Below are 26,619 nucleotides of genomic sequence, written 5' to 3'. Positions count from 1 at the left end.
CCATGGTGGTGCGCCGGGCGCTTCCTGCTGCGCGTGCCTTGACCTTCAGGAGCCTCAGATTACGCCCGCGGGGCCCGCCGGGAGCCGATTCGGCCACAGCGATGCGGTTGGCTGTGACATCCACCCCGGACGAAGGGACCCTCACGTGGCGGTCGGCACCGAGAACGTACTCAACTACTGGCACGGCGGCCTGAGCGAGGTGCCCGACGAGGTGTGGCACCACCCGTCCCTGGAGGTCCTGCTCCTCCCCGACAACGCGCTCACACATCTCCCGGCGCGGATCGACTCCTTGACCTCACTGCACACACTGGACCTGGGCCACAACCAACTCACCCGCATCCCCGACGAGTTGGGCGGCCTGACGGCCCTGAGCCGCTACCTCTACCTCCACGACAACCGCCTCACGTCACTGCCGGAGTCGCTGGGCAACCTGAAGCGGCTGACGTACCTCAACGTCGGCGAGAACCGGCTGACGGCGCTGCCGGAGACACTGGGATCGCTCGAGGCCCTGGTCGAGCTGCGCGCCCAGCACAACCGCCTGGACTCGGTCCCCGCGTCACTCGGCGGCCTCGCGGCCCTGCGCGAACTGTGGCTGCGCGGCAATCGCCTCGCCTCGCTCCCCGCATCGGTCAGCCGGCTGGGCGGCCTGCGCGAACTGGAGCTGCGCGAGAACCGGTTCACGACGGTGCCGGAGGCGCTGCGCGGTCTGCCCCTGCTGCGGAGGCTGGACCTGCGGGCGAACCTCCTGCGCGAACTCCCGCCCTGGATCGGCGATCTGCCCGCGCTGGAAAAGCTGGACCTGCGCTGGAACGACGTCACCGTGCCGCGGGAGCTGCTGGTGAGGCTGGAGGGGCGGGGGTGCGTGGTGCTGCGGTGAGGCATGGGGCACGTACCTGTGGCCCTACCGGGACTCCAGAGGCACCACGGCCACCGCACCCCGCGCATGCAGCAGCACCGCGTTGGTCACCGACCCCATCAGCCTCCCCAGCGGCATCCGGGTCTGATGCCGCCCCACCACCACGAGCTCCGCGTCCCGCGACGCCTCGACGAGCAGCGCCGCCGCGTCCCCCGGCAGGATCTCCTTCTCGACGTTCACCTGGGGATACCGCTCCTGGAAGGGCGCGAGCTGCTCGCCCGCGAGCTCGGTGTACCGCGCCGATGTCGCCGCGTCCGCCTCCGCCGATGTCACGAAGTCGCCGGTGGCGGTGTAGACGAGGACGGGCCCGGGATAGGCGCAGACGACCCGGAGCGCCACGCCCCGCAGCGCCGCCTCCGCGAAGGCGAAGCCGATCGTCTCGTCGTGCGGGGAGAGCGCGTCGAGGCCGAGGACCACGCACGGCTCGGTGCCCGCCGTCAGCTCGTCGCCCGGCCGCACCACCACCACGGGGCACGCCGCCTCCCGCGCGCTCGCGAGCCCCTTCGAGCCGAGCAGCAGACTGGCGAAGCCGCCCCGTCCGCGTGAGCCGAGTACCAGCAGCCGCGCCCCGTCGCCGAGCCTCGGGACGTCACGGCCTGGGGCGCCCTCCACGACGGCGAAGTCCAGGGGAGGCAGTTCCGGGCGGCGTTCCAGGGCCCGGCGCGTGCGGTCGATGACCGGGTCGGCGTCGAGCCGGTGGTCGATGGTCGGCATGTGCGGACCGTCGGCCAGCGGCATCGCGTACTGCCGCACATGCACGATCCGCAGCGGCGTTCCCCGCAGTCGCGCCGCGGTCAGCGCCCATTCCAGGGCGTGGTCGCTGCCTGCCGAGCCGTCGACGGCCACAACAACGGGTTCAACGGGCGCGTCGCCACTCATGGCTTCCTCGTCTCCGGCGCAAGGCCAAGGTCGACCGGCTCTGCTTCCGGTCCCGGCCCCGCCCAGGGGGCGGGCCGGGGGCAGAGTCCAAAGTCACCAGGTCAGCACGGCAGAGGCCGTGAGCGGTGGCGACAGCCGGAGACGAGGGTCCACAACGCCCCACACGGCCTACGTCAGGTCGAACTCCCCCGCACGCGCGCCGTGCACGAACGCTCCCCACTCCGCCGGAGTGAAGATCAGGGACGGGCTCTCGGGGCGGCCCGCGTTGCGCATCGCGATGAATCCTTCGACAAAGGCGATCTCCACATCACCCCGACCCTCACTGCCCGATTGCCAGTCTGCTGTGCTGAGGTCGAGCTCCGGCTTGTCCCAGCCTGCGAGCGGGCGCTGCTGACCTGCGAGCGGATGCTGCTGAATGGTGCCTTCGGCCACGTCCGTGCTCCTCCCGATGCGTCGTCCGCCCGCCAGCCTAGCTTTCGGTTCCGATGCCGGACAGGCCGCGGAAGGAGGACGGCCGCCTGTCCGGCCCGGCGGACCCGTCACGTGGTGGGCGGCTCCGCGCCGACCAGCCACATGGAGAAGAACTGCGAGCCGCCTCCGTAGGCGTGCCCGAGCGCCCTGCGGGCCCCGTCGATCTGGTGCTCGCCGGCCTGGCCGCGCACCTGAAGTGCCGCTTCGGCGAAGCGGATCATGCCCGAGGCGCCGATGGGATTGGTGGACAGGACGCCGCCCGACATGTTGACGGGCAGATCGCCGTCCAGCTCCGTCACGCCCGACTCGGTCAGCTTCCAGCCCTCGCCCTCCGCGGCGAAGCCCAGGTTCTCCAGCCACATCGGCTCGTACCAGGAGAACGGCACGTACATCTCGACGGCGTCGATGTCGCGCCGCGGGTCCGTGACCCCCGCCTGCCGGTAGACGTCGGCCGCGCAGTCCTTGCCCGCCTGCGGCGACACGAAGTCCTTGCCCGCGAAGAGAGTGGGTTCGCTGCGCATCGCGCCGCCGTGCATCCAGGCCGGCGGCCGGGGCGAACGGGCCGCGCCCGCACGGTCGGTGAGGATCATCGCGCAGGCCCCGTCGGACGAGGGGCAGGTCTCGGAGTAGCGGATCGGGTCCCAGAGCATCGGCGACGCCTGGACCTTCTCCAGGGTGATGTCCTGCTCGTGCAGATGGGCGTAGGGGTTCTTCAGGGCGTTGCGCCGGTCCTTGTAGGCGACGAGCGAGCCGACCGTGTCGGGGGCGCCGGTACGCCGCATGTACGCGCGCACGTGCGGGGCGAAGAAGCCGCCCGCGCCCGCGAGGAGCGGCTGCTGGAAGGGGACGGGCAGGGAGAGCCCCCACATCGCGTTGGATTCCGACTGCTTTTCGAAGGCGAGGGTCAGGACGGTGCCGTGGACGCGGCCCGCCACCAGGTTCGACGCGACCAGCGCCGTGGAGCCGCCGACGGAGCCCGCCGTGTGGACGCGCAGCATCGGCTTGCCCACCGCGCCGAGCGCGTCGGCGAGGTACAGCTCGGGCATCATCACGCCCTCGAAGAAGTCGGGCGCCTTGCCGATGACCACGGCGTCGATGTCGGCCCACGTCAACTCGGCGTCCGCGAGGGCGGCTTGGGCGGCCTCGCGGACGAGTCCCGCGATCGAGACGTCCCGCCGGGCGGCGACGTGCTTGGTCTGGCCGATACCGACGACGGCCACGGGCTCCTTGCCCACCCCACTCATCACGAATCTCCTTCGAGGACGGCGACCAGGTTCTGCTGGAGGCAGGGACCGGATGTGGCGTGCGCGAGGGCCCGGTCCGACTCGCCCCGGTGGATGCGGGCGGCGGCCTCACCGAGCCGGATGAGCCCGGCGGCCATGACGGGGTTCGCGGCGAGCGCGCCCCCGGAGGGGTTCACCGCGACGTCGGCGCCCAGTTTCAGCGCCTTGCGCAGGACGACCTCCTGGGAGGTGAACGGAGCGTGCAACTCGGCGGTGTCCACGGGCCGTTCGAACGCTCCGGCCCGCTCGGCGGCCAGGCGGCTCGACGGCGAGTCGGTGAGGTCGCGCACGCCGAGGCTGTGCGCCTCGACGCGGTGGTCGATCCCGCGGATCCACGCGGGCCGCTCGCACAGGTCACGGGCCCGCTCCCCCGCCGCGAGGACCACGGCTGCGGCGCCGTCCCCGATGGGCGGGCAGTCGCCGGTGCGCAGGGGACGTACGACGTAATCCCCCTGCGGCACCGAACCCCTCAACTGCGCATGGGAGTTGGCGGAAGCGTCCTGGCGGCTGCGTGCCGCCACCCCGGCGAGAGCGGGCTCGTCGGTGTCCCCCGCGTCGATCAGGGCCTGCGCCTGGAGGGCCGCGAGAGCGACCGAGTCCGGCCAGAGGGGCGCCACGTAGTACGGGTCGAGCTGCCGGGTCAGCACGTCACGCACCGATCCGGGGGACGACTTGCCGTAGGAGTACACGAGCGCGGTGTCGGCCTCGCCGGTGAGCAGCTTGGTCCACGCCTCGTACAGCGCCCAGGCCCCGTCCATCTCGACGTGCGACTCGGAGATCGGCGGCCAGGCACCGACCCCGTCGAGCGCCATGGTGAAGGAGAAGGCGCGCCCGGCGAGATAGTCCGACGACCCGGAGCAGGTGAAGCCGATGTCGCTGGTCTTCAGGCCGGTGGCGGCGAGGACCTGGTGCAGGACCGGCATGAGCATCTCCACCTCGGAGAGCTCGTCGGTGGAGCGCAGATGGTCGGTCTGCCCGAAGGCCACGATGGCGATGTCCCGGACGGGCCGCATCACGGACGGCTTCGCGGACGGCATCTACACCAGCTCCTTGTACGTGTCGTAGTCGGCGTCCGGCTCGCCCGTGGGCCGGTAGTGATCGGGGAAGCGGCCGCCCTCGGTCCACACCGGTTCGACGCGAAGACCCATCCGCACCTGGTCGTAGGGGATGCCCGCGATACGGGCGTGCAGGGCGAGGTCGGCGCCGTCGAGGGCGATGTGCGCGTAGACGTAGGGCACTTCGATGTCGAGGTTCTTCGCCTTGATGTTGACGATGCAGTACGTGGTGACGGTGCCGCGCGGCCCGACCTCGACCCGCTCGGTCGTGGCGACGCCGCAGGTGGGGCAGGCGCCGCGTGGCGGGACGTAGACCTTGTGGCAGGAGGGGCAGCGCTCGCCGACGGTCTTCTGGTCGGAGAGGGCGTTGATGTAGGCGGTCTGGGCGCGGCCCGGCGCGTAGGTGTAGTCGAGGCGCGCGGCCGCCACGATGCCGGTGACGGGGTCGCTGAACTCCCCGTCGTGCGGCCCGACTTCGCCCTCCGCCGCCCCGTCGTACGCCTCGAAGCAGGCGATGTCGGTGATGGCACCGGTGCGCTCGGCGGCCCAGCGGATCCGGACGCGCATCCCGGTCCTGACCTCGTCGGGGCCGGGGGCGTCCAGGGCGTGCAGCAGAGCGGTGTCGGCGCCGTCGAGCTGCACCAGGACCCAGGCGAAGGGAGTGTCCAGGGGCTGGCCCCTGCGGGGTTCGTGGTTCCAGGCCCAGGTGGTGACGGTGCCGGTGGCACCGACCTCGACGAGGTCACGGATCTCGTCGGCGGTCACGGGGTCGTACTCGACGGGCGGGACGAGCGTCCGGCCGTCCTTGGTCTTCACGCCGAGCACGGTGCGTTCGCGCAGCCCGGTCAGGAACGCGCTCTGCACCGGCCCGAGGGACCGGGTGAAGGGAAACTCGACGACAAGAGGGGCACGCAGCACTTCGGTTGGCATGGGACGGACTCCGTTTCTCGGCGACGATGGGGACGGAGGGGCGCCCCGTCAGGGGCGCGGGGCCGTGTCTATGTGCGGCTCCGCCGCGTGGGCACGACCAGCCCCCGCCGGCCCGCAGGTAACAACCGGCCTAGGCGCGCCGAAACACGGGGGCACGCTTCTCCGCAAAAGCTCTGGAGCCCTCCTTCGCATCGGCGGTGTCGAAGATGGGCCACCCCCGCTTCAACTCGGCCGCGAGCCCGTCCGCCTCGGACATCTCCGCGGCCTCGTACACGGACGCCTTGACCGCCTCCACGGCGAGTGGCCCGCACGCGTTGATCTGTTCGGCGATGACGAGCGCCTTCTCCAGGGCGGTGCCGTCCGGGACGACGTGGCCGACGAGGCCGATCGAGGCGGCCTCGGCCGCCGAGTAGGGGCGCCCCGTGAGCAGCATCTCCAAGGCGTGCGTACGAGGAATCTGCCGCGGAAGTCGCACGGTCGAGCCGCCGATCGGGAAGAGGCCGCGCTTGACCTCGAAGAGCCCGAACGTCGCAGACTCGCCCGCCACACGGATGTCGGTGCCCTGGAGGATCTCCGTGCCGCCCGCGACGCAGTACCCCTCGACCGCGGCGATGACCGGCTTGCGGGGGCGGTGGTGGCGCAGCATCGCCTTCCAGTGCAGATCGGGGTCGGCCTTCATCCGGTCCCGGTACTGCTCGCCGTCCATCCCCTTGCCCGCGAGGGCCTTGAGGTCCATGCCCGCGCAGAACGCGCCGCCCGCCCCGGTGAGCACGACGGAGCGGATCGTGTCGTCCTCGTCGGCGGCCACCCAGCCGTCGTAGAGGCCCACCAGCATCGGCAGCGAGAGCGCGTTCCTCGCCTCCGGCCGGTTGAGCGTGAGTATCAGTGTGGCGCCTTCGCGCCGTACAGCGAGATGTTCCGTCCCACCCATGGCCGTGCTCCCTCTCGTGACGGCTCGTCGACGGCCGGCCCGCGTCGGCCATCTGCTGTCGGCTTCGGACCTGGAACAGGTTGCAGTAGGCGGGGAGCCAGTTCAATAGTTTTCTGACAGTCAGTCAGATTTCTTGAACGAGCACCCTTCCCACTTGTGGGTGCCTCTGCTCTGATGACCGCCAGAAGAGATGACTCCGGGGTCAGGAGGAGCGGTGGAGTACAACCTTGCCGACCTGTTCGAGTCGGTCGTCGACGTGGTCCCCGACCGCGAGGCGCTCGTCTACATCGATCACCCCGGCACCGGGGCGGAACGCAGGCTGACGTACGCCGAGCTCGACCGGGCCGCCAACCGCCTCGCGCACCACCTGATCGACAGCGGCCTCGAGCCCGGCGAACATCTGGGGCTCCACCTCTACAACGGCGTCGAGTACCTCCAGACGGTGCTCGCCTGCCTCAAGGCGCGTCTCGTTCCGGTGAACGTCAACTACCGCTACGTGGAAGAGGAGTTGGTCTACCTCTACCGCGATGCGGATCTCGCCGCCCTCGTCTTCGACGCGGAGTTCACCGAGCGGGTGTCGGCCGCGATGCCGCGCACGGAGAAGCTGCGGCATCTGGTGCGGGTGGGGACCCCGCCGGCCGACACGCCCGCGCTCGACGTGGTGGCCTTCGCCGAGGCGGAGGCGGCGGGTTCGCCGGAACGCGGGTTCGCGACGCGCTCGGCCGACGACCTGTTCATCATCTACACCGGCGGCACCACCGGCATGCCCAAGGGCGTCATGTGGCGCCAGGAGGACCTGTTCTTCGCCGGGCTCTTCGGCGGCGAACCCGCGGGCGAGCCGGTGAAGCGCCCCGAGGAACTGGCCGAGCGCGTCGCGGCGGGCGGCCCCGGCATCACGTTCTTCCCCGCTCCCCCGCTGATGCACGGCACGTCGACGCTGACGTCGTTCATCGCCTTCAACTACGGCCAGCGGGTGGCGATTCACCGCAAGTACGTCCCCGAAGAGGTGCTCCGCACCATCGAGCGGGAGAAGGTCTCCAGCGTCTCACTGGTGGGCGACGCGATGCTCAGGCCCCTCATCGACGCCCTGCACGGCCCGCTCAAGGGCACCGACCTGTCGTCGCTCTTCAGCGTCTCGTCCTCCGGGGCGATCATGTCGGAGACGGTGCGCGCCCAGTTCCAGGAACTGGCCCCGAACGTCCTGCTCCTGAACAACTTCGGCTCGTCCGAGTCCGGTTCCAACGGCAAGGCGACGGACGACTCGGGCCCCGAGAAGGGCTTCCGCCTGGAGGTCAACGAACGTACGCAGGTGGTGGATCTGGTCACGCACGAGCCGGTGGCGGTGGGCGAAGTGGGCCGCCTGGCCCAGCGCGGCCATGTGCCGCTCGGCTACTACAACGACCCGGCCAAGACCGCCGAGACCTTCTTCCAGAAGGGCGACGAGCGCTGGGTGCTGCTCGGCGACATGGCGACGGTCGACGAGGACGGCATAGTCACCGTCCTCGGGCGCGGCTCGCAGTGCATCAACACCGGTGGCGAGAAGGTGTATCCGGAGGAGGTCGAGCAGGCGCTCAAGTCCCATCCGGACGTGTACGACGCACTGGTCGCCGGAGTCCCCGACGAACGCTGGGGCAATCGGGTGGCCGCGGTGGTCCAACTCCGGGAGGGCGCACCCTCATTGGACCTGGAGGCCATCCAGACCCACTGCCGCACACGCCTCGCCGGTTACAAGATCCCGCGAGCGGTGGTCTTCACCACGGAGATCCAACGCTCACCGAGCGGCAAGGCGGACTACCGGTGGGCGAAGGCGGTGGCGGCGGGGGGCTGATCGCAGCCACCGCTCGGGGAATCAGGGATCAGCCGCGGGGTGACGGGTGGGTGGGCGGGAAAGCATCCGCCGCGAAGCGGCGGCCCGGAAGCGAGTCAGCCCGCACACACAGACCGAAGCGCACGCTCCAGAGCCACGGTGTGCAGCAGGTCAAGCTGCCGCTCATGCCGTACGCGTACGGCACCCACGGTCACAAGCCCACGGCAAGCCGGCGCCGAACGCGCAGCGGGAGAGTCAGCGATCCCCCGCACCAACTCGCCGTTCACCCGGTTGATCTCCTTGCGGACCTCCCCGAGGTCCGGCTTCTCCACGGGCACCTGCGAGGGATCCGCGTCCCACCGCCGGTGCAGCTCCCGCTGCACCACCTTGTTGGCCTCGATCTGGTCCCGGAAGATCCGCACGGTCGCCTCGGGATCAGCGCCCAACTCCCGTGCCTGGCGGGCCACATCGTCCAGGACCTGCTTCTCGCGGGCAGGGTCGTCGATGGGGCTGCCGGTGCCGTACTTCGCGGCGGCGACGAGATCGGCGGTGGCCAGCCGCTGGGCGGCGAGATCGACCAGCGGGTGGAGCCGGGCGTACGACCCCGCGGTGGCGACGGCCGCGGACCGCTGCGACGGAGCGGCAGCGGCAACACCCCCGCTTCCGGCCAGCAGAGCCACACCCACGGCTCCAGCGGTGAACAGACGCCCGACGGACGCGGTAAGACGCACGGTGTTCTCCTCCGTATTCCTAGTCCTGCGCGAGGAATCCTGCCACGCGCCGCGCGAACCACTCCGGATCGTCCAGCCACGGGAAGTGCCCGCCGCCCGGCTGCACTTGGCACACGCCTCCCGGGAAGAACCCGGCGAACTCCTCCGCGTGCGCGGGGTTGGGCGCACCGTCGTACTCACCGGCGAGCACGAGCACCGGTGCCGCCAGACCGGCCAGGGCGGCGCGCGTGGCGGGCGGGTCGAAGGCGCCGTCGCCGTAGAACAGGGCGGCCGCCTCGGCGTTCTTCTCCCTCGCGCTCGCCTCCTGGTGCGCCCGCGCCGCGTCGTCCCAGCGGCCGTAGGCGAGGGGCACGATCGCGTCCCACACCTCGAGGGGGCTGCGACCGCCCTCGATCTCCTTCAGGGCGGCCTCGGCGGCCGGGTACCAGGGCTCGCCCTTGTGCGCCGCCGCGGCGTCACGGTGATCCCGCGCGCCCAGCGTGAGGCCGAGCGACTGGGTGGCCGGAGTGATCAGGACGAGGCAGCGGACCCGCTTCGGACGGCGGGCCGCGTACAGCGTGGCGATGTTGCCCGCCGCCGAATGGCCGAGCAGGTCGATCTCGTCGAGGCCCAGGTGCTCGCGCAGCGCCTCGACGTCGTCCACGAGCCGGTCGCAGCGGTACGTCGCCGGGTCGGCCGGCACCGCGGAGTCGCCCGTGCCGCGCAGGTCGAGCAGGATCAGACGGCGGTGCGCCGTCAGGCCGCCGAGGTCGCCGAAGTAGGCGGAGGCGCGCATGGGACCGCCCGGAACACAGAGCAGCGGCTCGCCCTCCCCCTTCTCGTGGTAGGCGAGCTCGGTCCCGTCGTATGCGGTGAATGTCGGCATGGGGGTGATCATCACATCTCGCGCCGCACCCGGACAATGCCGTTCGGCGGCAGCGCCCCAGCTCAATGCGGCCCTGCGCGATCTCTTGACGGCCGCCCCCGGGGCTGGATTACTGACCTCGACAGAAGATCCACGACCGAATGATCGGTCGCCCGTTTGGGACGGGAGAGCATCCATATGACGGCCATGCTGGACGCGGCGGAGCGCCTCGGGCGCGAGGAGCTCGAGGCGCTGCAGCTGGAGCGCCTGCAGGACACCTTGCTGCACGCGTACGAGAACGTTCCGTTCTACCGGGCGGCGTTCGACAAGGCGGGCCTGCGCCCCGACGACTGCCGTTCACTCGGCGACCTGGCCCGCTTTCCGTTCACGGCCAAGACCGATCTGCGGGACAACTACCCCTTCGGGATGTTCGCGGTCGAGCAGTCCGAGGTGCGGCGCCTGCACGCCTCCAGCGGCACCACGGGGCGGCCCACGGTCGTCGGCTACACCGAGCAGGACCTGTCGATGTGGGCGGACGTCGTCGCCCGCTCGATCCGCGCGGCGGGCGGCCGCCCCGGCCACAAGGTCCATGTGGCGTACGGGTACGGCCTGTTCACCGGCGGCCTCGGCGCGCACTACGGCGCCGAGCGCCTGGGCTGCACGGTGATCCCGGCGTCCGGCGGCATGACGGCGCGCCAGGTCCAGCTGATCCAGGACTTCCGCCCCGAGATCATCATGGTGACCCCGTCGTACATGCTGACGCTCCTGGAGGAGTTCGAGCGCCAGGGCGTCGACCCGCGCACGACGTCCCTCAAGGTCGGCATCTTCGGCGCCGAGCCGTGGACGGAGGAGATGCGCCGCGAGATCGAGGAGCGGTTCGCGATCGACGCCGTCGACATATACGGGCTCTCCGAGGTCATCGGCCCCGGTGTCGCCCAGGAGTGCGTGGAGACCAAGGACGGCCTGCACATCTGGGAGGACCACTTCTATCCGGAGGTGGTGGACCCGATCACCGGCGAGGTGCTGCCGGACGGCGAGCGCGGCGAGCTGGTCTTCACCTCCCTCACCAAGGAGGCCATGCCCGTCGTCCGCTACCGCACGCGCGACCTGACGCGCCTGCTGCCCGGCACCGCACGGACCTTCCGCCGGATGGAGAAGGTCACGGGCCGCACGGACGACATGGTGATCCTGCGCGGCGTGAACCTCTTCCCCACGCAGGTGGAGGAGATCGTCCTGCGGACTCCGGGCGTCGCCCCGTACTTCCAGCTGCGCCTGACCCGCGAGGGCCGCATGGACGCGCTGACGGTCCGGGCCGAGTCCCGCGCGGACACGACTCCCGAGCGGCGCGAGGCGGCGGCACGGGAGATCGCGTCAGCGGTGAAGGACGGCATCGGCGTCTCGGTGGCGGTCGAGATCGTCGATCCGGAGACGATCGAGCGGTCGGTGGGCAAGTTCAAGCGGATCGTGGACCTGCGGGACAAGTAGCGCCTGACACGTACCCCTACGACGCGCTGAAGCGGTCCCGCAGCTCCCGCTTGAGGATCTTCCCGCTCGCGTTGCGCGGCAGCTCGTCCACGAAGAGGACCCGTTTGGGCGCCTTGAAGTGGGCGAGCTTCTCGCGCGCGTGGTCGATGAGTTCGGCTTCGGTGACGTCTCCGTTGCGTACGACGACGGCGGTGACCGCCTCGATCCAGCGCTCGTCCGGCAGGCCGATCACGGCCGTCTCGGCGACCCGCTCGTGGGTGTAGAGCGCGTCCTCGACCTGGCGCGATGCGACGAGGACGCCGCCGGAGTTGATGACGTCCTTCACCCGGTCGACGACCGTGAAGTAGCCCTCCTCGTCCCGCACGGCGAGGTCTCCGGAGTGGAACCATCCGTCACGGAAGGCCTCCTTGGTCTCCTCGGGCTTGTCCCAGTAGCCCTCGCACAACTGCGGCGAGCGGTAGACGACTTCACCCTGCGTGCCGTCGGGCACCTCGGCGCCACGCTCGTCGACGACCCGCGCCTCGACGAAGAGGACCGGCCGCCCGCAGGAGTCCATCCGCCCCTCGTGCTCCTCGGGCCCGAGGACCGTGGCGAGGGGGCCGATCTCGCTCTGCCCGAAGCAGTTGTAGAAGCCGAGCGACGGCAGCCGTTCGCGCAGCCGCTCCAGGACGGGGACGGGCATGATCGACGCCCCGTAGTAGGCCTTGCGCAGGCCGCCGAGGTCACGGGTGGCGAAGCCGGGGTGGTTCGAGAGGCCGATCCACACGGTGGGCGGCGCGAAGAGACTGTCGGCACGGCCCGCCTCGACGAGCTCGAAGATCCGCTCGGCGTCGGGCGCGTCGATGACGGTGTTCTCGGCGCCCACCGCGAGGTACGGCAGCAGGAAGACGTGCATCTGCGCCGAGTGGTAGAGCGGCAGCGAGTGGACGGGCTTGTCCGTCTCCTTGAGGTCGAGCGCGGTGATGGCGCTGACGTATTCGTGCACGAGGGCGCGGTGCGTCATCATCGCGCCCTTGGGGAGGGCGGTGGTGCCGGAGGTGTAGAGCAGCTGGGCGAGGTCGTCGGCGCCGGGTTCTTCTCCGTCGTACGCCGCCGTGCCCGCGAGCCGCGCGAGCAGCGAGTCGTCCGCGTCGCGCAGGGCGAGCACGCGGACATCGCCGGGAAGGCGCGGGGCGAGGTCCGGATCGGCGAGGACCAGGGAGCTGCCCGACTGGCCCACGATGTACGCCAGGTCGTCCCCGACGAGGTTCTGGTTGACCGGCACATGGACCAGGCCCGCCCGCGAGCAGGCCAGGAAGCCGATGAGATAGGCGTCCGAGTTGTGCGCGTAGGCGGCGACTCGGTCACCGTGGCCGAGGCCCTCGGCGCACAGCGCCTGGGCCGCGCGCGAGACGGCATCGTCCAGCTCCGCGTACGTCCAGACCCGCTCGCCATGGCGCAGAGCCACTCGCCCCGGCACGCGCCGCGCGCTCCGCCGAAGGACCCCGTCGACCGTATTGCTGCGTACACCCGTCATGGCGTGATCCTGTGCCGCGCGCGTCGCGGTGGTCAAGGCTCCGGACGGGGCGCGAACTGGTCCGGTTTCGGTACTCGATCAAGTGACATACCGGTTGGTACGCTCAACCGCCCCTTCCCTCACTCCAGTTGGGAGGCACCATGCGTACCCGCACGAGACGCCTGACGGCCCTCGGCATCAGCCTGTTGACGGCCACGGCTCTCCTGCCGTCGTCCGGCGCCATCGCCGGCGCGGCGGAGGCGCGCGACGCCCGCCCCACCGGTGGCGGCCTGTCCGCGACCGTCCGCTACACCCAGTACGGCATTCCACACATTCTCGCCAAGGACTACGAGAACCTCGGCTTCGGCACCGGCTGGGCGCAGGCCGCCGACCAGGTGTGCACCCTCGCCGAGGGATACGTGACCGTGCGCGGGGAACGGTCACGTCACTTCGGCCCCGACGGCAAGCCCGACGGCTCGCTGTCATCGGCCACCACGAACATCTCCAGCGACCTCTACTTCGGCGGCGTCCGCGACACGCGCACGGTGGAGAAGCTCCTCAAGCAGCCCGCACCGGCGGGTCCGAGCGCCACCTCGAAGGAGTTGATGGCCGGATTCGCCGCCGGCTACAACGCCTGGCTGAAGCAGAACCGCGTCACCGACCCGGCCTGCAAGGGCGCCAAGTGGCTGCGCCCGATCAGCGCCCTGGACGTGGCACGGCAAGGCTTCGCCGTGCAGGTCCTGGGCGGTCAGGGGCGCGGCATCGACGGCATCACCGCCGCGCAGCCGCCGGCCGCGAAGGCCCCGGACCGCGCGCCGGACCCCGAGCGCACCGCCAGGGAAGCGCGCAGGCTCTTCTCGGCCGACGAGGCCGTCATGGGCTCCAACGCCGTCGCCTTCAGCGGGAAGACCACCGCGAACGGCAAGGGTCTGCTGCTCGGCAATCCGCACTACCCCTGGCAGGGCGGCCGCCGCTTCTGGCAGTCGCAGCAGACCATCCCCGGCGAGCTGAACGTCTCGGGCGGTTCGCTCCTCGGCACGAGCGTGGTGAACATCGGCTTCAACGGCGATGTGGCGTGGAGCCACACGGTGGCGACCGGCGTGACCCTCAATCTGCATCAGCTCACGCTCGATCCGGCCGATCCGACCACCTATCTGGTGGACGGGAAGCCGGAGAAGATGACGAAGCGGACGGTCGAGGTGCCGGTCAAGGACGGCAAACCGGTGACCCGCACGCAGTGGTGGACCCGGTACGGCCCGGTCACCACGGGCCTCGGCGCACAGCTCCCGCTGCCGTGGTCGGCGAAGACGGCGTACGCCCTGAACGACCCGAACGCCACGAACATGCGCGGCAGCGACACAGACCTCGGCTTCGGCAAGGCCCGCTCCACCGACGGGATCCTGAAGGCGCTGCGCGACACCCAGGGCCTGCCGTGGGTCAACACCGTCGCCGCGGACCGCAAGGGCCACTCGCTGCTCAGCCAGTCCCAGGTGCTGCCCCGCATCACCGACGACCTGGCCGAGCGCTGCTCCACGGACCTGGGCAAGGTGACGTATCCGGCGTCGGGCGTTGCCGTGCTCGACGGATCGCGCGGTGACTGCGCGATCGGCTCGGACAAGGACGCCGTGCAGCCCGGCATCTTCGGGCCGTCGAAGATGCCCACCCTCAAGGACGCCCCGTACGCCGAGAACTCCAACGACAGCGCCTGGCTCACCAACGCGGACCGGCCGATCACGGGTTACGAGCGGATCTTCGGGACGATCGGCACGCAGCGTTCCCTGCGCACGCGCGGCGCCGTGGAGGACGTCGCGGCGATGGCGAAGGAAGGCGGTCTGACGGTCAAGGACCTCCAGGAGCAGCAGTTCGCGAACCGTGCGCCGGCGGGCGACCTGGCCGCCGATGACGCGGCACGTGCGTGTGCCGCGCTGCCCGGGGGCAGCGCGACCGGCAGCGACGGCAAGGCCGTCGACGTACGCAAGGCCTGTGACGTCCTCAAGGCCTGGGACCACAGCATGAACACGGACAGCAGGGGCGCGCTGCTCTTCGACCGGTTCTGGCGGGGGCTCGTCGCCGCTGTGCCGAACGCACAGCTGTGGAAGGTGCCGTTCTCCGCCGCCGACCCGGTGCGCACCCCGAACACCCTCAACACGGACGCTCCGGGCTTCGCGACCGCGCTCGCCGACGCGGTGGCCTCGCTGGGCTCGGCGGGCATCGCCCTCGACGCGCCGCTGGGCAAGAACCAGTTCGTCGTACGCGGCTCCGAGCGGCTTCCGATCCACGGCGGCACCGAGTCGATCGGCGTGTGGAACAAGGTCGAGCCGGTCTGGGACGCGAAGGGCGGCGGCTACACCGAGGTCGCGCACGGTTCGAGTCACATCCAGGCGGTCGGCTGGGACAAGGGCCGCTGCCCGAAGGCGCGCACGCTCCTCACCTACTCGCAGTCGTCGAACCCGAACTCGCCGCACTACAGCGATCAGACGCGGCTGTACGCCGATGAGCGCTGGGTGACGTCGCGGTTCTGCGAGAAGGACATCATGGGCGATCCGAAGCTGAAGGTGGTCAAGGTGCGCGAGCGCCGCTGAGGACACCCTGACCGGAGCCGGGCCGCACCGCGTCTGTATGACGTGCGGCCCGGCTCTGTCGTGTCCGGGGGCGTTCAGTCTTCGGTGAGGCCGTCCTCGTACGCCGTGAGCGTGTCGATGAACAGCTTTCTCTCGGCCCCCGTGAGCGGCGCGAGCGCCTTGCGCCAGGCGACGGCGCCCCGGCCGAGCCAGGCGTCGATCGACGAGCGGTGCGCATCGGAGATGTCGACGATCCTGCGTCGGCGGTCGGCCGGGTCCTCCTGCCGCTCCAGGACTCCCTTGCGGCTCAGCTCACCGACCATCAGGCTCACCGTCGTCGGCGCGACCTCCAGGCGGGCGGCCAGTTCATTGACGCTCATCGGGCCGTCGAAGAGCAGATAGGCGAGCAGCGAGAGATGGCGGGGCGCGAGCGCCAGCGACTGGAGCTCTTCGGGGATCTTGATCCGCTTGACGCGTCCGACCATGCGCGGCATCAGCAGGAGCAGGGTCCGGACGGCGTCGTCGACCTCCGGACCGGCCTGGTCGCCGGTTGACACTCGCCACCCTCCTTAATAGCTTTGAGTTCAAAGCTATTTCGCTTTCACAGCAAACGCACCTGCGGTGCCGATGCTATCGAAGGGGTTCACAGCCATGCCCGAAGAGCCTGAACAGCCCGCGCAGCTCCCCTCCCCCGCCGAGTTCAACCGACAGCTCATGGCCGACTTCCGGGCGAACGGAGGCCAGGTCGGCGGCATGTTCACCGGCGCCCCGCTCGTCCTCCTGACCACGACCGGCGCCCGCAGCGGACGCCCCCGGAGCAATCCCGCCGTGTACGCACGCGACGGCGACCGGCTCCTCGTCTTCGCCTCCAACGGCGGCGGGGACAAGAACCCCGACTGGTACCACAACCTCCTGGCCGACCCGCGGCTCACCGTCGAGATCGCCGACGGCACGGGCGGCGTCGACCGCTTCCCGGCCACGGCCGAGCCGCTCGCCGGCGAGGAACGCGACCGCCGGTACGCGGCGCAGTGCGAGCGCGACCCGGCCTTCGCCGCCTACCAGCAGGGCACGGACCGCCCCATCCCCGTCATCGCGCTGCACCGGCTGAGCGCGGCCGACCCCGCACGGCACCGGGCGATCGCCGATCACCTGATCCGCGTCCACGCCGAACTGCGCGACGAGCTGGCCGACTTACGCAGGCAGGCAGCCGCCCACCAGACGGCATCCGGCGCCCTGCGCCCCGCGCCGTCCCTCGGCGAGCAGCTCACCCGCCACTGCCTCACCCTCTGCGGCGCGCTCCACGAGCACCACACCAACGAGGACGGCGCCTTCACCGAACTGGAGCGCCAGTTCCCGGAGTTGGCCCCGGGTATCGCCAGGCTGCGCGAGGAACACAAGACGGTCGCGCGGACGCTCGCCGAACTGGAGGCGCTCATCGCCGATCCGGACGCGGCCCCCGATCTGGTCGCCGAACTCGACCGACTCGCGTCGGGTCTCGAGCAGCACTTCGACTACGAGGAAGAACAGCTCCTGCCCGCGCTGTACGGCCGTCGCCCCTAGACCGCGCGCTCCCGGCCCTCCCAGTACGGCTCGCGCAGCCGTCGCTTGTAGAGCTTGCCGTTCGGGTCGCGGGGCATGACCTCGATGAAGTCGACGCTCTTCGGCCTCTTGTAGCCCGCGAGTCGGCGCTCGCAGTGGCCCAGGATGTCGGCGGCGAGCGCGTCGCCCGCCGAGTGGCCGTCCGCGACCTCCACGACCGCCTTGACCTGCTCGCCCCACTCGTCGTGCGGGATGCCGAACGCCGCGGCGTCCGCGACGGCGGGGTGGGTGAGCAGCGCGGACTCGATCTCGGCGGGGTAGATGTTCACCCCGCCCGAGATGATCATGTCGATCTTGCGGTCGCGGAGGTAAAGGTAGCCGTCCTCGTCCAGGAGGCCGAGGTCGCCGACGGTGAAGAAGTCGCCGATGCGGTTCTTCTTCGTCTTGGATTCGTCCTTGTGGTAGGAGAATCCGCCGGTGCTCATCTTCATGTAGACGGTGCCGAGTTCACCGGGCGGCAGCCGGTTGCCGTCGTCGTCGAAGACAGCCAGTTCGCTGATGGGCCAGGCCTTGCCGACGGTGCCGGGCCGCTTCAGCCAGTCCTGCGCGGTGGCGAAGGCGCCGCCGCCCTCACTGGCCGCGTAGTACTCCTCGACGCACTCGCCCCACCACTCGATCATCGCCCGTTTGACGTGGTCGGGGCAGGGCGCGGCGCCGTGGATGGCGTGGCGCATCGACGACACGTCGTACGCCGCCTTCGTCGCGTCCGGCAGGGCGAGGAGGCGGTGGAACTGGGTCGGCACCATGTGGGTGTGCGTGCACGTGTACGTGTCGATCAGGCGGAGCATCTCCTGGGGCGTCCACTTGTCCATCAGGACCAGCGGGTGGCCGATGTGCAGGGCTGCGCCCGCGAACTGGAGGACCGCGGTGTGGTAGAGCGGCGAGCAGACCAGATGCACATTGCCGTCGAAGGGCTTGACGCCGAAGATGCCGAGGAAGCCTCCGAGGTACGACTCCTCGGGGAGCTTGCCGGACAGCGGGCGCCGGATGCCGCGCGGGCGTCCCGTCGTGCCCGACGTGTAGTTCATGACCCAGCCGAGCGTGCGGTCGTCCGGCACGGACTCCGGCTGTCCGGCGAGGAGTTCGGTGTACGGACGGAAGCCTGTCACCTCGCCCACGGCGTACCGGTGCGTGGCCGGCAGCTTCGCCTCGTCGGCGGCGTGGGTCGCCGCCTGCGCGAACCGCTCGTGCGCGACGAGCACCTTCGCACCGGAGTCGGCGACGATCCAGGCGATCTCGGGTCCCACCAGGTGGTGATTGACCGGGACGAGATAGAGACCGGCCTGCGAGGCCGCGAGATACGCGGTGAGGAACTCGACGCCGTTGGGCAGCACGACGGCGAAGGCGTCGCCGCGTTCGAGGCCCGCGGCGCGCAGCCCGTGGACGAGCCGGTTGGTCGCCGCGTGCAGGCGCCGCGCGGTCCACTCCTCTCCGTCGGGCGCGATCAGGACCGCACGGTCCGGGTCGGCCTGGGCCTGCGCCCAGAAGCCGTTGGGGGGCGTGCTGCCCGGCGTGCTGCTCGGCGTGCTGCTCATGGGGACCTCTCCTCCGTCGTCTCGTCAGCCGCGTCCGGCGACGCGGTTCACGCGGTCGATGGCGCGCTCGAAACCGCGGGTCAGCTCGTCGAAGACGGCCTGGACGCTGCGTTCGCTGTTCATCCGGCCGACGATCTGCCCGACAGGTGTGCCGAGCAGCGCCTGGACCTCGTGCTTCTGGATGCGTGAGACCGCCTCGGCGACCAGGAGCCCTTGCAGGGGCATGGGCAGCGTGCCGGGCCCGTTCGGGTCGTCCCAGGCGTCCGTCCACTCCGTGCGCAGCTGGCGTGCGGGCTTGCCCGTGAGGGCGCGCGAGCGGACCGTGTCGCCCGAACCCGCTGCCAGGAGCTTCTCGGTGAGCGCCCGCGAGTGGAGATCGGCCTCCGTCGTGGTGAGCCAGAGGGAGCCGAGCCACGCGCCCTGCGCGCCGAGCGCGATCGCGGCCGCGATCTGCTCTCCGCTGCCGATGCCGCCGGCCGCGAGGACCGGCAGCGGCGCGACGGCCTCGACGGCTTCGGGCGTCAGGACCATGGAGGCGATCTCGCCGGTGTGGCCGCCCGCCTCGTAGCCCTGCGCGACGACGATGTCGATGCCCGCCTCCGCGTGCTTGCGCGCGTGCCGTGCGCTGCCCGCCAGAGCGGCCACGAGTACGTCGTGGTCGTGGGCGCGCTGGATGACGTCGGCGGGCGGTGAGCCGAGCGCGTTGGCGAGCAGCTTGATCGGGTAGTCGAAGGCGACGTCGAGCTGATTGCGGGCGACCTGCTCCATCCACCCGGTGATGCGCCAGCCCGACGCCTCCCCCTCGGCGAGCTCGGGTACGCCGTACTTCCCGAGGGTGTCCTTGACGAACTGCCGGTGCCCTTCGGGGATCATCGCCTCGACGTCGGCCTCGCTTACCCCCTCGACCTTCTTCGCGGGCATCACGACGTCAAGGCCGTAGGGCCGGTCGCCGACGTGCTCCTGCATCCAGTCGAGATCCCGGGCCAGCTCGTCGGGCGCCGTGTAGCGGACCGCGCCGAGCACACCGAATCCACCCGCCCTGCTGATGGCGGCCGCCACCGCCGGGAAGGGCGTGAAGCCGAAGATGGCGTGCTCGATCCCCAGTTTCCTGCTCAGATCTGTCTGCATGGCCGCAGGATGCCGCAGCCGTCCGGACGACGGAAGAGATTTTCTGATGCAGTGTCAGATCTTTGCCGGGCGCCCTCGGTTGACAGGGCCCGGCGGTGACATGAAAGTTTCAGCAGTCTCTTGTGATCCCGAAAGATAATTTCAGTTCTGGAGAGTTTCAGGAGGGGGCGCGGTCATGGCCGAGGACAGCGGGGCGGCGGACAGAGCGGGCGGCGGTCTCAGCCGACGCCAACTGGGTGCACGAGCCGTGGCGTTGGGCGGGGCGCTGGCGCTCGTGCCGTTCCCCGCGGGCCCCGCGGCGGCAGCGGAGTCCGCGGCCGGCGCCGGGCATCCGACGCTGCGGCCCGGCACCCCCGAGCGGGCCGGGCTGCTCGCCGGACATCTGCGGCAACTGGTCGCCGACGCCGAGCAGTTCCTCGGCCCATCCCCCAAGCACCCCTGGTATGCGGGCGCCGTCCTGCTCGCGGGCCGCGGCGGCACGGTCGCCCTGCACCAGCCCATCGGCAAGGCGGTGCGCTACGCGGCGTACGACGAGAAGACCGACACCGGCGTCGAGCTGCCCGCCGACCGGCAGATCACGATGGCCAAGGACACGGTCTTCGATCTCGCCTCCGTCTCCAAGCTGTTCACCTCGCTGCTCGCGGTGCAGCAGATCGAGCGCGGCAAGCTGGAGCTGGAGGCGAAGGTCGCCTCGTACCTCCCCGATTTCGGGGGCGCGGGCAAGCAGGACGTCACCATCCGCCAGCTCCTCACCCACACCTCGGGCTTCCGCGCCTGGATCCCGCTCTTCAAGGAGCCCACGCGCGAGGGTCAGCTGCGCCTCATCTGGAACGAGGCACCCCTCAACCCGCCCGGCACCAAGTACCTCTACTCGGACCTGAACCTGATCTCGCTCCAGCTGGTCCTCGAAGAGATCACGGGTCGTCAGCTGGACGCACTGCTCCACGACGAGATCACTGCTCCGCTCGGGATGCACCGCACGCGCTACAACCCGCCCGCCTCCTGGCAGCGGAAGATCGCTGCCACCGAGGACGCCCGCCTGCCCTGGTCGGGGCTCGACCGCGGCATGGTGTGGGGCGAGGTGCACGACGAGAACGCCTTCGGCTTCGGCGGGGTCGCCGGGCACGCGGGTGTCTTCTCCTGCGCCTGGGACCTCGCGATCCTCGGCCGTACGCTGCTCAACGGCGGGGTCTACGGCCGTTCCCGCATCCTCTCCGCCGAGTCCGTGAAGCTGATGTTCACCGACTTCAACACGGAGTTCCCCGGCGACGAGCACGGCCTGGGCTTCGAGCTCTACCAGCACTGGTACATGGGCGCGATGGCGACGCCGCGCACCGCGGGCCACACGGGGTTCACCGGCACGTCCCTGGTCCTCGACCCGACGACCGACTCCTTCCTCGTCGTCCTCGGCAACTCGGTCCACCCGGTGCGCAGTTGGCGCTCCGGTTCCGCCCCCAGGGTGGCGGCGGCGAACCGCATGGCACGCGCCGTTCCGGTACGTCCGGCACACGGGCGCACCGCGTGGTTCTCCGGCATGGCGAACGCGACGTCGGCCACCCTGACCCTGCCGCCGCTCACCCTCACCTCGGACCGGGCGCGGCTGCGGTGCGCGCTGTGGTGGGACACCGAGCCGGGCTCGGACCTGCTGGCGCTGGAGGCCTCGCGCGACGACGGCGCGACGTGGCAGCCCGTGCCGTTCACGACGGAGCGCAAGGGGTCGGACCCTCGGCAGCATCCCGACGGCACGGCTTCGGGTTGGTCGGGGCGCGTCTGGCACCGGCTGACCGCGGACCTCTCGGACCTGCGGGGCGCGGGGGTGCGGCTGCGCTGGCGGTACGCGACGGACCAGCTCTACGTGGGGCGCGGTGCGTACGCCGACGGGCTGCGGGTCGAGGACGGCGGCCGTACGGCGTTCGACGAGGCACGGCCCGCCGACTCGGCACGCATCGAGGCGGTGGGGTGGGCCCCTTCGGCCGACTGAGGGGCGGCAGCGGCAGGCCGGGAATGGGGCCTGCCCCCCAGGGCCCGTGCCTTACTCCCCCAGCGCCGCCATCGCCGCGTTGTGCCCGGGGATGCCGCTGACCCCGCCGCCGCGCACGGCACCCGCGCCGCAGAGCAGGACGTTCGCGTGCCGTGTCTCCACGCCCCAGCGGCCGGTGTCCTCCTGGGCGTAGGGGAAGGCGAGGTCGCGGTGGAAGATGTTGCCGCCGGGCAGGCGCAGGTCGCGTTCCAGGTCGAGCGGGGTCTTGGCCTCGATGCAGGGGCGTCCTTCGGCATCGGTGGCCAGGCAGTCGGCGAGCGGCTCGGCCAGGTGCGCGTCCAGCTGCGCCAGGGTCGACTTCAGGAGTTCGGCTCGTACGGCGTCGTTGTCGTGGGCGAAGAGGCGGGCGGGCGTGTGGAGTCCGAAGAGGGTCAGGGTCTGGAAGCCGCGCTCGACCAGGTCGGGGGCGAGGATGCTGGGGTCCGTGAGGGAGTGGCAGTAGATCTCGGACGGCGGCGCGGCGGGCAGCTCACCGGCCGCGGCCTGGGCGTACGCGGTCGCCAACTCCCCGTATCCCTCGCCGATGTGGAAGGTCCCGGCGAAGGCCTCGTGCGGGTCGACCGAGGTGTCGCGCAGCCTCGGCAGCCGTTCGAGCAGCATGTTGACCTTGAGCTGGGCGCCTTCGGCCGGAGTGGGCGCGGTGTCGCCGACGAGGGCGGCGAGCTCCTGCGGTGAGGCGTTGACCAGGACGTGCCGGGCGGCGACGGTGGCTTCGCGCTCGGGCGTGCGGTAGGTGACCTCGGCCGTCTGTCCGTCCGAATCGATCCGGGTGACCTCGTGGTCCGTGGCGAGCTCGGCGCCCGCCGCCCTGGCCGCGGCGGCGAGGGCGCCGGTGAGCGCGCCCATGCCGCCGATGGGTACGTTCCAGTCACCGGTGCCGCCGCCGATGACGTGGTAGAGGAAGCAGCGGTTCTGGCGCAGGGAGGGGTCGTGGGCGTCGGCGAACGTCCCGATGAGGGCGTCGGTGAGCACCACTCCGCGCACCAGGTCGTCGTCGAACCGCTCCTCGATGGCGGCGCCGATGGGTTCCTCGAAGAGCGCCCGCCAGGCGGCTTCGTCACCGACCCGCTCGCGCAGCGCCTCGCGCGTGGGCAGCGGTTCGGTGAGCGTGGGGAACACCTCCTTGGCGACCTGCCCGGTCATGGCGTAGAACGCACGCCACGCCTCGTACTCCCGCGGACCGCCGGTGAGCCGCTCGAACGCGTCCCTGGTGCGCGCGTCGCCCCCGCCGACGAGCAGTCCGGAGGGCTGCCCCGTGCGCTCGGTCGGGGTGTAGGAGGAGACGGTGCGGGTGCGCACCCGGAAGTCCAGGTCGAGGTCCCGCACGATCTTCCGCGGCAGGAGGCTGACCAGGTACGAGTAGCGCGAGAGCCGGGCGTCCACTCCGGCGAAGGGGCGACTGGACACCGCGGCGCCACCGGTGCCGGAGAGCCGCTCCAGGAGGAGGACGGAGCGTCCGGCGCGGGCGAGATAGGCGGCGGCGACGAGTCCGTTGTGACCACCGCCGACGATGACGGCGTCGTATCGATCGCGAGGAGGCATAGGCTCTTGGTAACACGTGTGGGGCAGGAGCGCCCCAAAGGGGCGCGGGGAACTGCGCGATCAACCACAACGCACCCGCAGACGACCTGCATGCCTCACCGCCGCGGCGAGCAAACACACCCCCACAGCACAGCGCGGCACCGCTCGACGCGCCCCCGCGAGTCAGTGCCCCCCGGAGGCCCGCTGCTGCCGCAACGCGGCAACCCGGCGGTACAGCTCCACCGCTTCCGTCCCACGGCCCAACTGCTCCAGGCAGTGCGCCTCGTCGTTGCGGCTGGCGAGGGCGTCGGGATGGCCGGCGCCAAGTACCTGCTCACGCGCGGCAGCGACCCTGCGGTACTCGGTCAGGGCGTCGGCCCAGCGGCCGAGCCAGCCGAGGCCCACGGCCACCTCGCGGCGGCTGACCAGGGTGTCCGGGTGGTCTCCGCCCAGGACGCGCTCGCGTATCGCGCAGACGTCCCGGGCCTCGGCCAGGGCTTCCTCCCAGCGGCCCTGGCGGCCGAGGTTGACGCCGAGGCCGTGCCGGGCGCGCAGCGTCTCGGGGTGGGCGGGGCCGTTCACACGGGTGCGGTCGTCGATCAGGTCGCGGTACAGCTCAAGGGCCTCGCCGCTGCGGCCCAGCCGGCCGAGGCTGATGCCCACCTCGTACCGTGCGGCGAGGGTGTCGGGGTGGTCGGCGCCGAGCGCCCGCACCCGCGCTTCGGCGACCTCGCGGTACGTCTGGAGCGCCTCGGGCCAGCGGCCCAGCTGACCCAGCGCGTAGGCGACTTCGTAGCGGGTGACGAGGGTGTCGGGGTGCGTGGCGCCGAGGACGCGCGCGCGGGCCGTCGCGACCTGGCGGGCCAGTCGGTAGGAGTCCTCCAGGCGGCCGAGCCTGCTGAGGTTGTACGCCAGGTTGTGCCGGCAGCGCAGGGTGTCGGGGTGGTCGACGCCCGCGGTGCGCTCCCGCACGGCCAGGACCGACGTGTACATCTGGTGGGCCTCGAAGTGCCGCCCCAACTGCCCCATGACGTACGCCATTTCCTGCCGGGCGGCGAGCGTGTCGGGGTGCTCGGGGCCGAGCGTGCGCTCCCTGCCCTGGGCGACGCGGCCGTACTCCCGCAGGGCGTCCGCCGCGCGGCCGGTGCGGCTGAGCGTGAAGCCCACTTCGTACCGGCTCGCGAGCGTGTCCGGGTGGTCGGGGCCAAGGGCGTGCTCCCGCTCGGCGGCCACCGCGCGGTGCACCTCGCCCGCCTCGGCCCAGCGGCCGAGGCGACCCAGGCTCAGGCCCGCGTTGTGGCGGCTGACGAGGGTGGCGACCACTTCCGGTGACGGCGTGGGCCGTTCGGGCCTGAGCGGCGTCGCGGTCCGGCGTGCGTCGGTGCGCGCGATCCACTCGCCGGTCAGGCCCGCCGCCGCGTCGGGCGGGGTCGTGCGCAGCTCGGACGCGCCGTTCGCCTTGTGCCCGGTCGTCATGCCGCGGGTCCACGAGGGCAGCCGCGGCTCGCGCGAGGGCGGCTGCTCCGGGCGGCGCACGGGCGGGGTGACGACGGTCGGGACGTACGTGGGGACGGTGCGCCCCGAGACGATGCGGCGCCCCAGTTCACGTGCGTCGCTCGGCCTCTCGTCCGGCTCCTTGGCGAGCAGGTCGAGGACGATCCTCTCGAAGTACTCGGGCAGCTCGTCGCGGCGGCTGCGCGGCGGCTCGGGCGCCGTGTCGCGGTGACCGACGAGCACCGCCCAGGCGTCCTCCAGGTCGAACGGCGGCGCCCCGGTGGCGATCTCGTACAGCACGCACCCGAAGGAGTAGAGGTCGCTGCGCTGGTCCACCTGGGAGCCGCTGATCTGCTCGGGCGACATGTAGTGCGGGGTGCCCATCGCGATGCCCGTGCCGGTCAGGCGGGAGGTGAAGCCGATGTCGTGGCCGAGCCGGGCGATGCCGAAGTCGCAGATCTTCACCGTGCCGTCCGTGAGCCGCATGATGTTCGCGGGCTTCAGGTCCCGGTGCACGATGCCCTGTTCATGGGTGTACGCGAGCGCGGAAGCCACCTGGTCGGCGATCTCCACGACGTCCACGACGGGCAGCGGATGCTGTTTGTTGTCTTCCAGGAGCTGACTGAGGTTGCGCCCTTCGAGCAGCTCCATGACCAGATACAGGACGCCGTCGTGCTCCCCGAAGTCATGGACGACGGTGACGCCGCGGTGCTGAAGCGCCGCCGCGACGCGTGCCTCGCGCCGGAACCTCTCGCGCAGCACGCGCGTGAAGGACTGGTCGTGCTGGGGCCCCATGGGCTTGAGGCACTTGACCGCGACCCTCCGCCCGAGGGACTCGTCGCGCGCACGCCACACCTCGCCCATGCCGCCGCGCCCGATCAGGTCCAGCAGCCTGTACCGGCCCTGGATCAGCCTGGTTTCCGCCATCTCCCGCCGCCGCCCCCGTTGCCTCGCTCTGCCCTCCCCGGCCCGTCCAGTATGGCTGCCCGCCTGTCGAGTTTGTACGGGGCAGGCCGGGCGCCGGGCCCGAGCCTGGCCATGGCGCGCAGAATGTGCTTCGGCGGAAGTTGCCAGCGTAGACGTGCGGGAATGGTGCGCAGGATGGTGCCGGTGGTGACGAGCCGCCGGGTCACGGTGGCGGGCGGCGGTGCCGTCCTGCCGTACAGCTCGTGGGCGTACGGCGGCAGCGAGGCGTAGGCCAGATTCGCCACGCGCCGCCACAGCAGGGCGCGCGCCGGAACCAACAGGGGGTGGGCCGGCGGGCGTTGGAGGAAGTCGTCGACGTCGCGCGCCTCGGGTCCCGCGGCCAGTTCGGGCCGGACCCGCTCGAAGTACGCGGCGAGTTCGGCGGTCGATGCCGGTACGTCGGCGGGGTCCAGGCCGACCAGGCGGGCGCTCTCCCGGTGCTCGGCGACATACCGGTCGGCGAGCGCGTCGGTCAGCCGGAATCCCGAGCGGCGTGCCACGTGCAGATAGGAGTCGATCTCGGCGCAGTGCACCCAGAGCAGCAGGCCGGGCTCGTCGACGCCGTACCGCTCCCCCGTGTCGGGGTCGGTGGCCGTGAGCATCGTATGGATCTTGCGGACTCGGGCGCCCGCCTGCTCGGCGACCTCCGTGGTTCCGTACGTGGTGGTGCCCACGAAGCTCGCGGTGCGCATGAGGCGGCCCCAGGCGTCCTTGCGGAAGTCGGAGTTCTGCATGACGCCACGGACCGCCCGAGGGTGCAGAGCCTGCAGATACAGGGCGCGGATCCCGGCGACCCACATCATCGGGTCGCCGTGCATCTGCCAGGTCACGGACGAGGGGCCGAAGAGCCCCGGGTCGGCTTCCACCCGGCGCCCCGATACCGGGCGCCCCGATGAGGATGCCTCGCGCATACAACCACCTCCTGACCGCAGGCTACGCCGCCGACC

At 71.3% G+C, this 26,619-nt stretch carries 21 protein-coding genes; 6 read left to right on the top strand and 15 right to left on the bottom strand.

Annotation, left to right across the window (positions count from 1 at the left end; all coding sequences use genetic code 11):
• The first annotated feature begins 145 nt into the window (after nt 1–145).
• Nucleotides 146–877, top strand: a complete 732-nt coding sequence (locus tag ABZ833_RS05570) for a leucine-rich repeat domain-containing protein (protein WP_361041501.1) — start codon at nt 146–148, stop codon at nt 875–877.
• Nucleotides 878–901: 24 nt separating this feature from the next.
• Here ABZ833_RS05570 and ABZ833_RS05565 read toward each other — a convergent pair whose 3' ends face one another.
• The 6 genes from ABZ833_RS05565 to ABZ833_RS05540 all read right to left on the bottom strand — a co-directional run bounded on the left by ABZ833_RS05565 (nt 902) and on the right by ABZ833_RS05540 (nt 6,465).
• The gene (locus ABZ833_RS05565; protein ID WP_361041498.1) at nt 902–1,795 is read right to left on the bottom strand and encodes a universal stress protein; all 894 of its coding nucleotides are present in this window, start codon (nt 1,793–1,795) and stop codon (nt 902–904) included.
• A gap of 168 nt (nt 1,796–1,963) precedes the next feature.
• A complete protein-coding gene (locus tag ABZ833_RS05560) occupies nt 1,964–2,227 on the bottom strand; it encodes a DUF397 domain-containing protein (protein ID WP_249591741.1) in 264 nt (87 codons plus the stop codon).
• 107 nt (nt 2,228–2,334) lie between these two features.
• Nucleotides 2,335–3,501: a thiolase domain-containing protein gene (locus ABZ833_RS05555; protein ID WP_249593178.1), complete on the bottom strand. Its 1,167-nt coding sequence runs from the start codon at nt 3,499–3,501 to the stop codon at nt 2,335–2,337.
• Nucleotides 3,502–3,509: 8 nt separating this feature from the next.
• The gene (locus tag ABZ833_RS05550; protein ID WP_361041495.1) at nt 3,510–4,586 is read right to left on the bottom strand and encodes a thiolase domain-containing protein; all 1,077 of its coding nucleotides are present in this window, start codon (nt 4,584–4,586) and stop codon (nt 3,510–3,512) included.
• Nucleotides 4,587–5,534, bottom strand: a complete 948-nt coding sequence (locus ABZ833_RS05545) for an OB-fold domain-containing protein (protein WP_361041492.1) — start codon at nt 5,532–5,534, stop codon at nt 4,587–4,589. It lies immediately after the preceding gene.
• A gap of 130 nt (nt 5,535–5,664) precedes the next feature.
• Nucleotides 5,665–6,465 (bottom strand): crotonase/enoyl-CoA hydratase family protein, encoded by an 801-nt coding sequence (locus ABZ833_RS05540; RefSeq protein WP_361041489.1) that lies wholly within the window; start codon nt 6,463–6,465, stop codon nt 5,665–5,667.
• 214 nt (nt 6,466–6,679) lie between these two features.
• Between ABZ833_RS05540 and ABZ833_RS05535 the strand changes: the two genes are divergently transcribed.
• Entirely contained in the window at nt 6,680–8,293 is a 1,614-nt protein-coding gene (locus ABZ833_RS05535) for an acyl-CoA synthetase (RefSeq protein WP_361041486.1), read from the top strand.
• A gap of 95 nt (nt 8,294–8,388) precedes the next feature.
• Here ABZ833_RS05535 and ABZ833_RS05530 read toward each other — a convergent pair whose 3' ends face one another.
• Complete coding sequence (locus tag ABZ833_RS05530; RefSeq protein ID WP_361041484.1) at nt 8,389–9,003, bottom strand: chorismate mutase; 615 nt, start codon at nt 9,001–9,003, stop codon at nt 8,389–8,391.
• 19 nt (nt 9,004–9,022) lie between these two features.
• On the bottom strand, nt 9,023–9,868 hold the full coding sequence (locus ABZ833_RS05525) for an alpha/beta hydrolase (protein WP_361041481.1): 846 nt from the start codon (nt 9,866–9,868) through the stop codon (nt 9,023–9,025).
• 177 nt (nt 9,869–10,045) lie between these two features.
• Here ABZ833_RS05525 and paaK point away from each other — a divergent pair, with 177 nt between their 5' ends.
• Nucleotides 10,046–11,332, top strand: a complete 1,287-nt coding sequence (paaK, locus tag ABZ833_RS05520) for a phenylacetate--CoA ligase PaaK (RefSeq protein ID WP_249591735.1) — start codon at nt 10,046–10,048, stop codon at nt 11,330–11,332.
• 16 nt (nt 11,333–11,348) lie between these two features.
• On the opposite strand, the gene ABZ833_RS05515 is transcribed toward paaK, so the two are convergent.
• A complete protein-coding gene (locus tag ABZ833_RS05515) occupies nt 11,349–12,848 on the bottom strand; it encodes an acyl-CoA synthetase (RefSeq protein WP_361041477.1) in 1,500 nt (499 codons plus the stop codon).
• Between the two features lie 140 nt (nt 12,849–12,988).
• Here ABZ833_RS05515 and ABZ833_RS05510 point away from each other — a divergent pair, with 140 nt between their 5' ends.
• Nucleotides 12,989–15,409, top strand: a complete 2,421-nt coding sequence (locus ABZ833_RS05510) for a penicillin acylase family protein (RefSeq protein WP_361041474.1) — start codon at nt 12,989–12,991, stop codon at nt 15,407–15,409.
• Nucleotides 15,410–15,483: 74 nt separating this feature from the next.
• Here the strand turns inward: ABZ833_RS05510 and ABZ833_RS05505 are convergent, their stop codons facing one another.
• Complete coding sequence (locus tag ABZ833_RS05505) at nt 15,484–15,945, bottom strand: MarR family winged helix-turn-helix transcriptional regulator (RefSeq protein ID WP_361041471.1); 462 nt, start codon at nt 15,943–15,945, stop codon at nt 15,484–15,486.
• Between the two features lie 94 nt (nt 15,946–16,039).
• Between ABZ833_RS05505 and ABZ833_RS05500 the strand changes: the two genes are divergently transcribed.
• Nucleotides 16,040–16,948 carry a nitroreductase/quinone reductase family protein gene (locus ABZ833_RS05500; RefSeq protein WP_361041468.1) on the top strand — a complete coding sequence of 303 codons (909 nt, stop codon included), beginning with the start codon at nt 16,040–16,042 and terminating at the stop codon, nt 16,946–16,948.
• Here the strand turns inward: ABZ833_RS05500 and ABZ833_RS05495 are convergent.
• Together ABZ833_RS05495 and ABZ833_RS05490 are read right to left on the bottom strand one after the other, a co-directional pair.
• Nucleotides 16,945–18,522 carry an acyl-CoA synthetase gene (locus tag ABZ833_RS05495; RefSeq protein WP_361041465.1) on the bottom strand — a complete coding sequence of 526 codons (1,578 nt, stop codon included), beginning with the start codon at nt 18,520–18,522 and terminating at the stop codon, nt 16,945–16,947. The genes ABZ833_RS05500 and ABZ833_RS05495 overlap by 4 nt on opposite strands.
• A gap of 24 nt (nt 18,523–18,546) precedes the next feature.
• On the bottom strand, nt 18,547–19,650 hold the full coding sequence (locus ABZ833_RS05490) for a nitronate monooxygenase family protein (protein ID WP_361041463.1): 1,104 nt from the start codon (nt 19,648–19,650) through the stop codon (nt 18,547–18,549).
• 175 nt (nt 19,651–19,825) lie between these two features.
• On the opposite strand from ABZ833_RS05490, the gene ABZ833_RS05485 reads away from it, so the two are divergent.
• The gene (locus tag ABZ833_RS05485; RefSeq protein ID WP_361041460.1) at nt 19,826–21,631 is read left to right on the top strand and encodes a serine hydrolase; all 1,806 of its coding nucleotides are present in this window, start codon (nt 19,826–19,828) and stop codon (nt 21,629–21,631) included.
• 51 nt (nt 21,632–21,682) lie between these two features.
• Here the strand turns inward: ABZ833_RS05485 and ABZ833_RS05480 are convergent, their stop codons facing one another.
• From ABZ833_RS05480 to ABZ833_RS05470, 3 genes are all read right to left on the bottom strand, one after another.
• Nucleotides 21,683–23,233, bottom strand: a complete 1,551-nt coding sequence (locus ABZ833_RS05480; protein WP_361041457.1) for an NAD(P)/FAD-dependent oxidoreductase — start codon at nt 23,231–23,233, stop codon at nt 21,683–21,685.
• 162 nt (nt 23,234–23,395) lie between these two features.
• Complete coding sequence (locus ABZ833_RS05475) at nt 23,396–25,633, bottom strand: serine/threonine-protein kinase (protein WP_361041454.1); 2,238 nt, start codon at nt 25,631–25,633, stop codon at nt 23,396–23,398.
• The gene (locus ABZ833_RS05470; RefSeq protein WP_361041450.1) at nt 25,615–26,583 is read right to left on the bottom strand and encodes an oxygenase MpaB family protein; all 969 of its coding nucleotides are present in this window, start codon (nt 26,581–26,583) and stop codon (nt 25,615–25,617) included. Before ABZ833_RS05470 ends, ABZ833_RS05475 begins: the two co-directional genes overlap by 19 nt.
• Between the last annotated feature and the right edge of the window lie 36 nt (nt 26,584–26,619).

It is taken from the genome of Streptomyces sp. NPDC047525 (assembly GCF_040643025.1).
Classification (GTDB): domain Bacteria; phylum Actinomycetota; class Actinomycetes; order Streptomycetales; family Streptomycetaceae; genus Streptomyces; species Streptomyces durmitorensis.
This window is presented reverse-complemented; position numbering and strand designations above follow the sequence as displayed.

Bases quoted from the DNA above. Each gene is read 5' to 3' on its own strand.
- ABZ833_RS05565 (WP_361041498.1), bottom strand. From the start codon at position 1,795: ATGAGTGGCGACGCGCCCGTTGAACCCGTTGTTGTGGCCGTCGACGGC.
- ABZ833_RS05550 (WP_361041495.1), bottom strand. From the start codon at position 4,586: ATGCCGTCCGCGAAGCCGTCCGTGATGCGGCCCGTCCGGGACATCGCC.
- ABZ833_RS05545 (WP_361041492.1), bottom strand. From the start codon at position 5,534: ATGCCAACCGAAGTGCTGCGTGCCCCTCTTGTCGTCGAGTTTCCCTTC.
- ABZ833_RS05540 (WP_361041489.1), bottom strand. From the start codon at position 6,465: ATGGGTGGGACGGAACATCTCGCTGTACGGCGCGAAGGCGCCACACTG.
- ABZ833_RS05525 (WP_361041481.1), bottom strand. From the start codon at position 9,868: ATGCCGACATTCACCGCATACGACGGGACCGAGCTCGCCTACCACGAG.
- paaK (WP_249591735.1), top strand. From the start codon at position 10,046: ATGACGGCCATGCTGGACGCGGCGGAGCGCCTCGGGCGCGAGGAGCTC.
- ABZ833_RS05515 (WP_361041477.1), bottom strand. From the start codon at position 12,848: ATGACGGGTGTACGCAGCAATACGGTCGACGGGGTCCTTCGGCGGAGC.
- ABZ833_RS05510 (WP_361041474.1), top strand. From the start codon at position 12,989: ATGCGTACCCGCACGAGACGCCTGACGGCCCTCGGCATCAGCCTGTTG.
- ABZ833_RS05500 (WP_361041468.1), top strand. From the start codon at position 16,040: ATGCCCGAAGAGCCTGAACAGCCCGCGCAGCTCCCCTCCCCCGCCGAG.
- ABZ833_RS05495 (WP_361041465.1), bottom strand. From the start codon at position 18,522: ATGAGCAGCACGCCGAGCAGCACGCCGGGCAGCACGCCCCCCAACGGC.
- ABZ833_RS05490 (WP_361041463.1), bottom strand. From the start codon at position 19,650: ATGCAGACAGATCTGAGCAGGAAACTGGGGATCGAGCACGCCATCTTC.
- ABZ833_RS05485 (WP_361041460.1), top strand. From the start codon at position 19,826: ATGGCCGAGGACAGCGGGGCGGCGGACAGAGCGGGCGGCGGTCTCAGC.
- ABZ833_RS05480 (WP_361041457.1), bottom strand. From the start codon at position 23,233: ATGCCTCCTCGCGATCGATACGACGCCGTCATCGTCGGCGGTGGTCAC.
- ABZ833_RS05475 (WP_361041454.1), bottom strand. From the start codon at position 25,633: ATGGCGGAAACCAGGCTGATCCAGGGCCGGTACAGGCTGCTGGACCTG.
- ABZ833_RS05470 (WP_361041450.1), bottom strand. From the start codon at position 26,583: ATGCGCGAGGCATCCTCATCGGGGCGCCCGGTATCGGGGCGCCGGGTG.